Origin of the sequence: Natrinema halophilum (assembly GCF_013402815.2) — an archaeon.
Lineage (GTDB): Archaea > Halobacteriota > Halobacteria > Halobacteriales > Natrialbaceae > Natrinema > Natrinema halophilum.
Genome location: NZ_CP058601.1, coordinates 2,889,241 through 2,902,262, shown reverse-complemented (window position 1 = coordinate 2,902,262; position 13,022 = coordinate 2,889,241). Strand labels below are relative to the sequence as shown.

Sequence of the window (13,022 nt, the reverse complement as noted above, 5' to 3'; positions counted from 1 at the left end):
ATTTACCACATATAATTCTGCGAAAACAGCGACTGGAATTATATCGGCCCTGGCGTTGCACCCACTGTAATGGACACGATGCGACGGCCAGGCTTCGGATCTATATGGCGAAAAAGCGGACGTCTACACGTCCTCGACGCTGAACCCGTGAAACGCACACTCGTACTCGTTCCGGATGAGGTCCTCGTCGACGACTTCGAGACCGATCTCGTCGAGATCGCGGCCGATCCTGCTCAAGTCGTCCCCGTCCGACCCGACCGCTTCGACGTGGACGTTCTCGGTCCCTGTCATGATTTCTCTGACAGCGACGACACCCGGGACGTCGAGGGCCTGCTGTGCGAGCGCTTCTCGATCGGGAATAGACGCGGTGCAGACGATCAGCGTGTGAAGCTGATAGCTGGCTGCCTCGTAGTTCACTTCGGGTCGGTAGCCGGTCAAAACGCCTGCCTGCTCCAGATTGTGGATCCGATTGCGGACCGTGCTGGCCGAAACGCCGGCTTGCTTTGCAATCTCGCTCGCCGAGGTGTTACGAGCGTCCTGTTGGAGACTGTGTACGATTCGCCTATCGAGATCGTCAATCGAACCGTCGCTCATACGGACACGTATTCGTGCCGGTGAAAGTAACTTTCCACAAACGAGGGTCTCTCCCGCGGAAATACGTCGACCGAATCGTATATCGCCGTTCCATCTCGAGGATCGGGCCTCGAATTCCGTCTGTGGTCCGAAGTTCCGACGGGTGACCGTGGCTACTGTGTGGTGGTTCGACGATCGGGTTGCCGAATCCGTGGCTCGGTCGCATCCGGGCGGAACTCCGATCGATCACCGAAACTCGAGCGGCGAGGCGGTACTCGCGGCCGCACTGTACGGTGCCGGGGAGAACCGGACAGCCACAGGGGCGGACGGACCCGGAGAAGGGGCCGGCTATTTTGGCTCTGCGATACGCGAGCGCGAACGTTTGGCCAGCATCACCCAGAAAACCGGATGGCAGCGAAATTAGATAATTCGGAAAAGAGAAAACGAGACCAGTAACTCCTCGGATCGTCAGACGACTTGCAGGTGTTCCTCCCGGAGTTCGTCGTCCGAGTACTCCTGGTCGTGAACCTCTTTCATGTGATTTCGAGCCAATTCAACCGCCTCTTCTTCGTCTTCCGATTGGACGATAAACCGGCACGTATCCGATACCGATTCGCAATCGAGTTTGTGCGCGTCTGCCATGGTTTTCTCCCCCGTGTCGTGAGTTTCACGAGTGCTCGGTAGTATGATTATTGTTACCAAGCACCACTGAACCTACCACAGTATATTACTTATTCATTTTCGTCGGAAACTAGTTACAATTCAGACGGAGACTCGTTCTCGCGGTCCAGTCAGGCGGCTGACCACAGTGCCCCCGAAGGTCACACATCGATAGACACGACGCGGTCGATACGGATGCCGTCCGTCCACGGTATCCGATTTCCGGTGTCTCCGACGAACTATTCGGTCCGATCGCACTGCACTCGGTCGCTCGAGTCGCCGTTCCGATACGAACGGCGAGATTCGGTGTGAGGAACCTGTGGCGGCGACGGCGCGACCCGGAACATCGAACTTCGGACGGCTGCGACGAATCGAAACAGAAGATCGAATCAGGCGTCGGCTTTCGCCGCGGCCAGCGCTTCGTACATGTCGTCGGCGAGTTCCTCGGCGCGGTCGCCGTCTCGGGCTTCGGCGTAGATTCGGACGAGCGGTTCGGTTCCGGAGGGGCGGGCGAGGACCCACGCATCGCCGTAATCCAGTCGGTAGCCATCGCGGGTGTTGAGTTCCGCCTCGGCGGTCTGGGCCTGGTTGGCCGCCGCGTCGAGCATCGCGTCGCGTTCGGCCGTCGACTCGTACTCGATGTTGCGCCGAACGTTGACGTATCCGTCGAAGGGAGCGACGATCTCGCTGACCGGGCGCTCCGCGATCAACTCGAGGAAGCTCGCCGCTGTGTAGGCGCCGTCGCGCGAGAGTCGATAACTCGGGAAGAAGACCCCGCCGTTGCCCTCGCCCGCGATCGGTACCCGTTCGCCCTTGTCCTCGAGTTCCTGGATGCGCGTAATGATGTTGGTCGATCCGATCGGGGTCAACTCGAGTTCGGCACCGACATCGGTGACGACATCGACGAGTCGCTGGGAGACGTTGACCGCGGAGACGGTGGTGTCGCCGGCCTCGAGTTCGGCGGCGGCGAGCGCGGCGAGGGTGGCGTCGCCCTCGACGTACTCGCCGTTTTCGTCGAAGAAGATGGCGCGGTCGGCGTCGCCGTCGTGGGCGATGCCGACGTCGGCGTCGGTTGCGCGGACGAGTCGGCCCAGGTCGGCGAGGTTCCCGGGGACGGGCTCGGGATCGCGGCCGGGGAAGTGGCCGTCGGGCTGACTGTTAACGGTGACGACGCGACAACCGAGTTTGCGAAAGAAGCGGGGACTGGTCAGCGATCCCGCGCCGTGGCCCGGATCGAGAGCGACGGTGAGATCGGCGTCGGCGATCGACTTTCGGTCGGCGGCTGCGAGTAGTTCGTCGACGTATTTGCGCGCCGCACCCTCGATTTCGTGGACGCGGCCCGTTTCGTCCCAGGACGCGACGGTAAACGACTCGGCGAGCAGCGTTTCTTCGATTCGCTCGAGTGCCGAAGTCGACAGTTCGACGCCGTCGCTGCCGATGAGCTTGACGCCGTTGTACTGCGGCGGGTTGTGCGAAGCCGTGATGACCACGACGGGAACCCCTTCCCGTTCGGCGTAGGCCTGTGCACCCGGCGTTGGGACGATTCCGAGTCGGTCGACGTCGGTACCCGTACTCGCCAGTCCGCTGGCGGCTGCGTCGGCCAGCATGCGCCCGGTATGGCGAGTGTCACGGGCGATCGCGACGCGACTCCCACCACGGCCGTCGTCCCATGTCGTCCCGGCCGCTTTCGCGACGCGCAGGACGAACGCGGGCGTCAGTTCCTCGTTGGCGACGCCCCGCGTCCCACTCGATCCGAAGACTTGCATCACTCCCTAGTCTGTCCGGATTCCCCAAAGGGATTCCGAAGCGCATTCCAGCGCCGGACGGAACGTTTTCGGTTCGGCCCCTCCACGGTCACGTATGGACTCGATCGAGGAAAAGCGCGTCTTCGGGGACCGCCAGGGGGCGCTCACCGCCTACGTTGCGAGCGCGGTCGGCGTCGTCCGCGTCCGCGTCGCCGGTGACAGCGTCGGAGAATTCGGTCTCTGCGAGCGCTGTACGGCCCGGGACGTCGCGGCGACTCGAGGCAGCGTCGCTATCGCGACCGACGAAGACGTCCGTGCGTTCGGGCTCGAAGACGGAGCCGAAGCCGAGGAGTCCGATACGGCGCCGGTCGCGGGCGACGAGACGTTCGTCGAAACGGCATTCGGCCCGGCAGTCGCCGTCGGCTACGACGGTGGCGATTTGCTCGCGGCCGGTCCCGACGGCCGTATCGCACGCCGGACAGCCGACGGCGACGAGTGGACGACGCTGGAAAGCGATCTCGACGCGACCGTCCGGGCGATCGACGGCGACCTCATCGGCACCGCAGACGGCATCTACCGCGTTCACGACGGCGGGCTGGATCATGCGGGCCTGACGGACGTTCGCGACATCTCCGTCGCCGGCGTCCCGCTGGCCGCCACCGCAGATGGCCTCTACAAGTTGGGCAACGGTTGGATGGAAGTGCTCACTGGAACCGTCGAAACCGTCGCGGCGGATCCGCGTTCCGGACGCGGTCGCCTCGAGCGCGCGGCTGCCGTTTCGGACGAAACGATCTACGAATACGCGGCCGGAGGCGAGTGGACGGCCCGCGAGGACTTGCCCACCCGAAGTGACCGGATCGTTGCCATCGGATTCGGGCACGGCGAAGCCGTCTACGCGGTTACGGAGCGGGGAACGTTTCTGTCAGCGGACGACGGCGGCTGGCGGGCGCGAACGTTGGGCGTCACCGACGTGTCCGGGATAGCGATCCCCGCGATGGTCGTCCGGGCGTAGACGGTGGCGGGCCCGACCGGGCTGGCAGAGCCGACCGAGACGAGCACAGACCGAGCCGAGGAGCAGCGGCAGATGGCGGGGAGAACGAAAACTGGTTTAATCCCCGTGCTGTCCCACCGACTATGATCGTCAGCGGATCCGCGTCGCAGGCTCTCGCCGCGGCGCTTGCGCGCGAACTCGAGGAACCGCTCGCCGCCGTCGAATACGACCGTTTTCCCGACGGCGAGCTTCTCACGGCCGTCCCCGGCGTCGACGAGATTCGACCAGAGAGAGCGATAATCGTCGCTGCCACCGTCTCGAGCGATGCCCATCTCGAGGTGCTCCAGCTCCAGGACGCCGTCCGCGAGGCCGGCGTCGACGAGATCGTTACTGTGCTGCCATACATGGGATACGGTCGGCAAGACAAAGCGTTCGAATCGGGTCATCCCGTGTCTGCGCGCGCGGTCGCCCGCGCAATTTCAACCGGAACGGACCGAGTGATAACCGTCAATCCCCACGAGGAGGGCGTCTGTGAGTTCTTCGACCCGACGGCGACGGCGGTCGATGCGGCGGGACGACTGGCCGAACCGTTACCCGAAGAACTCGTGGACCCGGTCTTTCTCGCACCAGACTCGGGCGCAATCGACCTCGCGGAAACCGCTCGTGATGCGGCCGGTGCGGGCGAGATCGATTACTTCGAGAAGACCCGTCATTCCGGCACCGAAGTCGAAATCGCGCCGAGCAACGTGAACGTAATGGAGCGCGACGTCGTCATCGTCGACGACATCATCGCGACAGGATCGACGATGAGCGAAGCGGTGGCCGTTTTGAAGAATCGAGACGTCGGTCGGATCTTCATCACCTGCGTCCACCCGCTGCTCGCTCGAAACGCCACCACGAAGCTCTCGCAGGCAGGTGTCGAGGGTATCTACGGGACGGACACGATAGAACGGAGCGTCAGCGCCGTCTCGGTCGCACCGACGCTCGCAGCACACCTGTGACGTCCGTCCCGCCGTAAACGGAGAGGAACCTTCGATCCCTCAGGCGGTCGGGCAGAGCCCGACGACGGCGGGGCTTCGAGTTACCTACTTGTTTTCCGACAATCGCCGCGGTCGGCTTACGGTTTGTTTCGACAACCACCGAATCAACTGCCAGTTTCCGTGCACAGTTATTGTGGCTTCAGATTGACAGTTACGCATACGGCCCCCATCGCCACCCTGAAGGGAGGGATTTGTACCTGTTTGAAGATAATTCCGGAGCATTCGGCTCGAAATCCTGTAAACGGTTAAGTAGGCGACAGACACTGATGTAGGTGATAACACGTCGTGCAAGCGGTGATGTGTGAACGAAGCGACGTGGCGAGAGAACGGGCCAGATGCACGGAATCGTCCACAAATCCCTCAAGGAGTACGTCATCGAACGGACCGGCGACGATATCTGGGACACGGTCATCGAACGATCCGCAATCGAGCCCAAGCTATACCTTCCCGTTTCGTACTACGATGACGGAGAGATCGACGCCGTTCTCGAGACGCTTACGGGAATAGCAACCCAGAACAGGCAGGCGATCGAACGCGATTTCGGTCGGTCGCTCGCCCCGCGACTGCTTTCGACGTTCAGCGCCCACCTGCGGCGCGACTGGGACCTGACGGAACTACTCGACTCGTTCGAAGACGTGTACGAAGACGTCGACGTCGCGACGGAAGAGGCGACGCTTCCGGAGCTGACCTGTACCCGTAACGGTGACTACGCGGTCGTCTCGTACGAGACGCACCGAAACCAGCAGTACTGCGGACTGGCTCACGGGATCCTCGAAGGAATCATCAGCGCCTACGATACGGAGGCGACCGTCACGAAAACAGCCTGCGTCGACCACGGTGCCGATGCGTGTCGGTTCCGCATCGATCTCGAGTGACCCGGCCGTAGACACCTTCGTGTGTCAAACGCGCCTACTGAACGCGCGATCGGCCTGCTGGCAGTAGACGAGCGGGTCTCCGTCGAGAGCGAGCCGTGAACGTTATTGGCGATGAGAGTAAGCCGTGAGCGTTACTTGCGATGAGAGTAAGCTGTGACGTTACTTGCGATGAGAGTAAGCTGTGACGTTACTTGCGATGAGAGTAAGCTGTGACGTTACTTGCGATGAGAGCGAGCCGTGAGCGTTACTGCGACCACAACCACGACGGCGCCGAGCGCCGCCGGGACGCCGAAGCCGGACATTTCCTCGAGTGTCGCGCCTGGACCGGTACCGACGTCGACGATGGTCGTTTCACCGGCCACGGCGATCTCGTACCGACCGCGTTCGTCGAACTGAAGGTCTGCACCGACCGTCGTCGTCTCGTCGGGTCGGAGCGCTAGGGGCCGCGTCGCGACGACACCCTCGGCGGTTCGGAACTCGAGAACGGTCGCGGCCGGCCGCTCACCCGCGGCTTCGACCGTCGCGGTCGCCGTGACGGGGTCACCGGGGCTGGTGCTCTCGGGTGCAACCTGCAGGTCGGTGACGGTCACGCTCGACGGTGAGCGGACGACGGCGGTCAGTCGCTGGGTACCGACGCGAACCTCGTATTCGCCGGGTCTGGTCGGCGTCCACGAGAGACGGTGGGACGCCCGCTTGCCAGGCCCCAGCGTCCCGCGTTGCTGATCGGCCACCCTGCCGTCGACGGACAGGGTCGCGTCGTAGGTACCGTCGCGGTCGCCGACATTGCTGACCGCGACTGGAACGGACACGGGTTCGCCGACCGGAACTGCGATCACGTCACGGACGTTCCCATCGGTGTCGTCGGTTTCCGACGGTCCCCAGCGCTTCCAGTCCTGGCCGGCCACCGTTAGCGGCTCCGAACCGAGTTCGTAGTCGAAGGCCGCGACCGGCTGTTCGAAGGCAGCTCGGTGCTGTTTTCGGCTCCACATCTCCGGAGTCGCGTCCGTTTGCGTGTACCGTTCGGCGACGGCCCGGACGTCCGTTCCGCCGGCGTCCTCGATCGCCTCGAGAAAATCGGCCTCGGTTATCGGCCCTTGCTGGGCGTTCAGCGTCCGGAAGACGTCCTCGAGCGTTCGATCGCCGTCGGTCGCGACCCGTAGTTTGCGGTCGATCTCGCCGTAGACGAGCGCCCCTTTGGTGTAGGCTGTCTCACGGTCCTGCCACGACGAGCGGTCGGTGAGAACGCCGTCTGCATACGGCGATTGCTCGCCTCGCTCGAGTAAGGTGGCGAAATCGTCGAAGTCGGAGCGGCCGCTTTCGAGGGCGAGAAGACCAGCGTAGTAGTCGGCCTGGGCCTCGACGAGCCAGTCCGTTTCCGGTGCGGTGCCGGTTTTCACGCTGGAGAAGCGTTGGCGAACGTGTACGTACTCGTGGAGCCAGACGGGGTTCGCTTCGTCGAACGTGGCATCGTCGACGACCCAGGCGTCCGACCGCCCGTACTGGATCCCTCGCTTCGGACCCCAGTCGACGTCGCTTGGCACCGCGACAACGAATACCTCGTCGCTTTGAGCGCCGACCTCGAGGCGACCGCGGGCGTCGGCAAGGGCCGCAAGAATCGCGTCTGGGGACTCCTGTAGTTGCGCAACCTCGGGGACGACCAGCCTGATCATCCCACCGTCGACGGCGCGCTCGTGCTCGGTTACCTCGCCGAAAAAGGCGATGTCGCCGCCGGTCGCGCCGGGGCCGTCGACGGATACTGCCTCTTCGACCCCGACCGGCTCAGTTACTTTCTGCGAAATCGAAACGTCGGGAACACGGACGACACCCCACTCTCCGGTATCGACGAACTCGTAGCCCTCGCGTGACGATTCGACCGATTGCTGCTCGCCGTCCCCTCCGCCGGCTGGCATCGTGTACCGTACCACCGGTTCATCGGTTTCGCCGGTCCAACGGAGCGTTCGCTCGCCGGACCGCTCGAATCCGGTCCTCGATTCGACGGTGGCACCGTGCCCGAGCGTTATCTCGAGATCCGTAACCGAATCCGGGATGCGAAACGTCATCTCCGTCTCGAATACGTCCGGATCGTCAGGTCGGTGTCGAAGGACGATCGTCTGGTGGAGGATGTCCGCCGCGGAGTCGGTTGCAGTCGCGTCGGTGCCCGACACGGCCGTCGCCGTCCCCAAACGAGGGACGGCGGTACCGGCGGTCGGTTGCACCTCCGCTCTGATCGACTGATCAGCAGGTGCATCGACGGGCGGGCCGATTCCGATCGCACCGACGCTGCTGGAGAGCGATCCAGCGAGCAGTACGATGACGAGAACGACGCCGACGCGGGAGTTCACGGACGTACACTGGAAAGTGACTGTCAAGACTCTTGTGGCATCGTCTTCCGTCCGTCGGACGGCCCTCTCCCCCCGCACGGGCGGGCTGTCCGAAGGTATAGAGCGAATTCTCCGGGTGCGGGGACGAAATATCATCGGGAACTATCATAGCAATTTATATGTGATGAAATAGGTAATCACACTTTGTAATGTGCCAGACGGTGTCACATAAACGGACGACTTACGGTGGGGTTGGACGGCCGAACGACGCGAACTCGGTAGCGAGACGGGTGAAGGAGGTATGAGCGGCTATCACCGTGACCTCTCGCGCCGAACGGTTTTGAGCGGGTTAGCTGGCCTCGGTTCGCTCTCCGCGACGGCTACTGCAGTGGGAGTGGATGCAGCGACGGGGCGTTCGAAAGCGGAGTACACGCCGACTGTCGATCGATCTCGACATCCGGGACACCCGCGGTTCGTCGAAGTCGGCGACCGACTCACGAACCCCGTTTTCGTCGGCGAGGCCACCGGCCACGATCAGGGCGTCTACGGCAGTCGGGACAATCTCGCACCCGGGGCCATTCCGTCTCTGTCACCCGATAATTACGACCAGGCCGACTTCGAGTGGTCTGTCGCGGACCGACCGGCCGGGAGCACTGCCGAGGTTACATTCGCCTCACCGAGCGAGGAGCTCGGCGAAGCCCGCTACGACGAAGGCCGCGAAAACGTCGCCGAATTCGAAGCCGACGTTCCCGGGCGGTATACGCTCGAGCTCGAGGACGAAACAGGTGAGACCCACCGATTGACGATCCACGCCTTCCCCGAGGGTGACGGTCCGCCGCCCCGAATCGAACTCGAGGGCCGGTACGCGCGTGAGGAGGACCGATTCGTCATCGAATCGAACCCGCAACTCGCACCCGAGGCGAGTGCGACGGCTGCCGACCTTTCCGTCGAGTTTCTCGCGGACGACCGTGACGCGCTGACTACGGCCGACATCGAGGTCGAGGGCACCCGTGCGTTCGTCGATCGGGCCGCTCTCGACGGTGAGACGGCGCGAATCCACGCCGCAGCCTGGGACGGAAACGCACACAGCATGCTCGATACGGTCGAAGTCGATCCCACCGACGAATCGGTTCACCTCCCGAATCGTCCCCCGGAGTGGATCGACGACGCCGTCATCTACCAGATTTTCACTCGGTCGTGGGCCGGCGAACGCTACGCCACCGACTTCGACGTGCTCATCGACGGCGACGAAGACCTCGGCGCAGCGGGCGTCGACTACCTCGACGATCTCGGAGTCGATGCGATCTGGCTTACGCCCATCATTCCCTCGGTCAGTTCGACGATGCACGACGACGAGTTCATCGTCGGCGGCGGCCCACACGGCTACGATGCGACCGACTACTTCGACGTCGCGCCCGACCTCGCACCCGACGGGAAAGATCCGATCGAAGCCTATCGGGACTTCGTCGACGCCTGTCACGAACGGGATATCAAAGTCGTCTTCGACACGGTCATAAACCACGCCGGTCGGTTCCACGACTTCTTCCAGGACACGATCGCCGCGAAAGACGGGGCCGTCGATGACCTCTGGTGGTACTTTCCCCGAGTCACCCAGTGGAACGAAAACTCGTCTTCATTCGACTGGTTCGATCGGGTCGAAGAACCCCGCGTCGCCGAGGACGGCCACCCGGAATTCGATGCCGGAACGGTCCTCGAGCCGTCGCCGCGAGCGACCGGCTTCTTCGGCCTGCCGGTGATGCCGAACTGGAACTACGACAACCTCGCCGTCCGGGAGCACTTGCTCGCGATGGCGGACTTCTGGACGGGGGAGATCGGCGTGGACGGGCTCCGGTGTGACATCGCGTGGGGAGTACCCCACAGCTTCTGGAAAGAAGTCCGCGACGTCGCCCGGACGAACAACGGAGACGTGCTACTGTTCGACGAGACGATCCCGAAAGAGCCCTCCTTCGCCGAAAACGAGTTCGACATGCACTACGACAAGGCAGCGTTTACCGACACCGCCTTGCACATCGGCCAGAACAACGGCGACGCCAGCGGGTTCCGCGAGGCGATCGAGACGCGGAAGAACGAGGGGTTCCCGGATCACACGCTGTTCTACAACGCTATCGAGAATCACGACGAGAAACGCGTCCTCGACGCGGCACTCGACGCGTACGACGACGACGCGTACGCCTCCAAGCTCCAGCGGGCGTGCTGGGCGGCCGGCGTCACGCTTCCCGGCGTCCCGGCAATTTACTACGGCCAGGAGCGCGAGATCAGCAAGTACGGCGAGGGTCGCCACCGCGGCGAGGACGATCCGCGCGACGGCGACATCTCGCCCGGTGACAAGCGCCGCGCGTTCATGAACTGGGGAGACGAATTCGACGACAGTCACCTCCAGTTCTACAGCGACCTGATCGACGTCTACCACGAGTACGAGGTCTTGCACACCGAGGCCGCGGTACGTGACGACTGGTACGATCCCGGCGGAGATCACGTCCTCGCGTTCGGGCGCGACGCGAGCGATCTCGATTCCATCGACGGCCCGGAACGGGTCCTCGTCGTGATCAACTACGAACCCGAACCGATCGAGATCGACCTCCGAAGTGCCGTCAGCGGTCGCGATCTGGTAAGCGACAGCGATATCGACGTCGGAACGGACGACGGAACGATGACCGTCGCGGTCGACACCGTCGCGATCCTCGAGACGCCGGATTTCGAACCGATCTCCGAGACGATCGCCCAGTGGTCCGACGAAACCGGCGACGATCATGGCCCCGGCTGGTACGAGTACCCGACGGCCGACGCGTTCGCCGACGGCGCATTCGACATCGAGCGACTCGAGGTCCGCGACACCGGCGACGGCTACGAATTCGCCCTCGAGGTCGGCCACCTCGAGAACGTCTGGGACCTCGAGTTCGGATTTTCCGTCCAGTTCCCTCAGATATACGTCCACGACCCTGACGCACCCGACGGTCAGGGCCGGACGGACCCGAACCGCGATGGCGTCGGCGTCACCTTCGATAAGCCGTATCACCACGAAATCATGGGTACCGGCCAGTGGGGTGCGTGGATCGACCCCGCCGACGGCGGCGACGGGACGGGGATCGACGTCACGACGGACGCGAGCCGAAACGAGATCATCTTCGAGGTCCCCTCGACCGCGTTCGAATCGGCGTTCGAGGACCTCGAGTTCGCGCCGCTGCTGCTCGGCTTCGACGGGCAGCGGGCAGGCGGCATCCGTCCCGTCACCGCGAGCGGTGGCGAGTGGACGTTCGCAGACTCGGAGTACGGCGCGGCGGCAGACGGCACCCGCCACAACGTGCTCGATGCTCTCACACCTCCGGACGCGGACAACGCGTCCGCACTCGCCTACGATACGGACGGGCGTGCAACGGTTCCGTTCGTCACCGCGGCAGAGGGGAAGCGAAACGTCATCGTCCCCGGCGAGCGCGCCGTCCGGGTCGAGATCGGGACCGGGACCGACGATGGCCCCGGAACGTACGCGTACCCGACGACAGACCAGATTCCCGCGGGGTCGCTCGACGTCGAAGCCGTCGAACTCTACGAGAGTGCGGACTTCTACACGTTCGTCTATCGGATGGCGGAGCCGATCACGAACCCGTGGGGCGGCGACCCCGGATTCTCGGTCCAGTTCCCGCAGGTGTACGTTCGAAATCCCGACGGAAGCGACGGAACCAGCGACGCCCGCCCCGGCGTCAACGCATCCTTCGAGAACGACTACCACTACTGGCTTGCCGCCACGATGGAGTGGACGGCGCTCGAGGACGCGGCCGGAAACGACGTCGGACAACTTCACGTCGATACGCTGCCCGAGGAGAATGCGATCGTCATGCGCTTCGCGACGGATGCAATCGACGGTGAGCTGACCGAAATGGATGTCGCCCCCCTGATGCTCGGCTACGACGGGTTCGCCACCGGCGGAGTCCGCGGCGTTACCACGGGCGACCCGACGACGTGGAACTTCGGCGGAGCCGAAAACGACACCGCGCCAGCGGTCATCGATATGGCGACGCCGACCGGCATTTCCCGCTCGGAGGCGCTCGCCTACAGCGGCGATGCTCGAGCCGAGATCCCGTTCCGGCCGGTCGTCGCGACCGTCCGCGAAGCCATCGTCGGCCGCGACGAGCCACCGTCGCCCGGCCACATCCACGAGGCCAGGGAGTACCGAAAGAGCGGCGACCCCGTTCCCGGCACCGGCGGCAAAACCGTCGACAAGACGGTGTTCCGCGAACTCGCCCGCGATTCCCGCGGATACGGATGGAATCGTAACCGCGGTCGTGGTCGTGGCCATGGCCGTGACTGCGACCATGATCACTGCTAACGAGTAAGCGACCCAAACTCGGCGGAAATCGACGACTCCGCAGGTCGAGGTCGCCGTCTCGCTGTATCCGCCGCTTTCCATTCAGGACGCTCACGGGTCACATCTCCTACTGACCGGCATTTCTTCTCGAGGGCTTCTGCTGGTCGCCGCTCTCTTTGACGGACTCACTTCATTCTTCCTCACGAGGCTCGCGACTACTCTCTGCTCATGGACGTTTCGCTCGTTCGCACGGCTCAAGGGCACCGATACCAGTCGACAGGTTTCCGACGAGTAAGACGAGAGAAACGAGGACTCAAAACAGGGGTATCATATCCGTTGCTAGTGAGACAGTGCTCAAGACTTTTATGGCGGCCGTACTATCAGATAAGGACGAAAGGAGACATTTCGTGAGTCCCATCTATTCTGATCTCATCGTAACAAAGCGATCAAGAACGTTGCGTGAACCGGTCATCTCCGGTCACTGTGGCTCATC

General features: G+C 63.5%; 8 protein-coding genes. 4 read left to right on the top strand and 4 right to left on the bottom strand.

Annotation, left to right across the window (positions count from 1 at the left end; translation table 11 throughout):
- Positions 1 to 123 precede the first annotated feature (123 nt).
- The 3 genes from HYG82_RS34730 to glmM form a co-directional block, all read right to left on the bottom strand.
- The gene (locus HYG82_RS34730) at positions 124 to 594 is read right to left on the bottom strand and encodes an Lrp/AsnC family transcriptional regulator (RefSeq protein ID WP_179261803.1); all 471 of its coding nucleotides are present in this window, start codon (positions 592 to 594) and stop codon (positions 124 to 126) included.
- 447 nt (positions 595 to 1,041) lie between these two features.
- On the bottom strand, positions 1,042 to 1,215 hold the full coding sequence (locus HYG82_RS34725) for a DUF1059 domain-containing protein (RefSeq protein ID WP_179261801.1): 174 nt from the start codon (positions 1,213 to 1,215) through the stop codon (positions 1,042 to 1,044).
- Between the two features lie 407 nt (positions 1,216 to 1,622).
- Complete coding sequence (gene glmM, locus HYG82_RS34720) at positions 1,623 to 2,999, bottom strand: phosphoglucosamine mutase (protein WP_179261799.1); 1,377 nt, start codon at positions 2,997 to 2,999, stop codon at positions 1,623 to 1,625.
- 94 nt (positions 3,000 to 3,093) lie between these two features.
- Between glmM and HYG82_RS34715 the strand changes: the two genes are divergently transcribed.
- The 3 genes from HYG82_RS34715 to HYG82_RS34705 all read left to right on the top strand — a co-directional run bounded on the left by HYG82_RS34715 (position 3,094) and on the right by HYG82_RS34705 (position 5,884).
- Positions 3,094 to 3,990: an HVO_0234 family beta-propeller protein gene (locus HYG82_RS34715; protein ID WP_179261797.1), complete on the top strand. Its 897-nt coding sequence runs from the start codon at positions 3,094 to 3,096 to the stop codon at positions 3,988 to 3,990.
- A gap of 122 nt (positions 3,991 to 4,112) precedes the next feature.
- On the top strand, positions 4,113 to 4,970 hold the full coding sequence (locus HYG82_RS34710; RefSeq protein WP_179261795.1) for a ribose-phosphate diphosphokinase: 858 nt from the start codon (positions 4,113 to 4,115) through the stop codon (positions 4,968 to 4,970).
- Between the two features lie 374 nt (positions 4,971 to 5,344).
- Complete coding sequence (locus HYG82_RS34705) at positions 5,345 to 5,884, top strand: heme NO-binding domain-containing protein (RefSeq protein WP_179261793.1); 540 nt, start codon at positions 5,345 to 5,347, stop codon at positions 5,882 to 5,884.
- A gap of 215 nt (positions 5,885 to 6,099) precedes the next feature.
- Here HYG82_RS34705 and HYG82_RS34700 read toward each other — a convergent pair whose 3' ends face one another.
- Entirely contained in the window at positions 6,100 to 8,226 is a 2,127-nt protein-coding gene (locus tag HYG82_RS34700; protein ID WP_179261791.1) for a hypothetical protein, read from the bottom strand.
- Positions 8,227 to 8,506: 280 nt separating this feature from the next.
- Here HYG82_RS34700 and HYG82_RS34695 point away from each other — a divergent pair, with 280 nt between their 5' ends.
- On the top strand, positions 8,507 to 12,550 hold the full coding sequence (locus HYG82_RS34695; RefSeq protein WP_179261790.1) for a glucodextranase DOMON-like domain-containing protein: 4,044 nt from the start codon (positions 8,507 to 8,509) through the stop codon (positions 12,548 to 12,550).
- Positions 12,551 to 13,022 lie beyond the last annotated feature (472 nt).

Coding starts and splice junctions, on each gene's coding strand:
- HYG82_RS34730 (WP_179261803.1), bottom strand. CDS start 594: ATGAGCGACGGTTCGATTGACGATCTCGATAGGCGAATCGTACACAGT.
- HYG82_RS34715 (WP_179261797.1), top strand. CDS start 3,094: ATGGACTCGATCGAGGAAAAGCGCGTCTTCGGGGACCGCCAGGGGGCG.
- HYG82_RS34710 (WP_179261795.1), top strand. CDS start 4,113: ATGATCGTCAGCGGATCCGCGTCGCAGGCTCTCGCCGCGGCGCTTGCG.
- HYG82_RS34695 (WP_179261790.1), top strand. CDS start 8,507: ATGAGCGGCTATCACCGTGACCTCTCGCGCCGAACGGTTTTGAGCGGG.
- glmM (WP_179261799.1), bottom strand. CDS start 2,999: ATGCAAGTCTTCGGATCGAGTGGGACGCGGGGCGTCGCCAACGAGGAA.
- HYG82_RS34725 (WP_179261801.1), bottom strand. CDS start 1,215: ATGGCAGACGCGCACAAACTCGATTGCGAATCGGTATCGGATACGTGC.
- HYG82_RS34705 (WP_179261793.1), top strand. CDS start 5,345: ATGCACGGAATCGTCCACAAATCCCTCAAGGAGTACGTCATCGAACGG.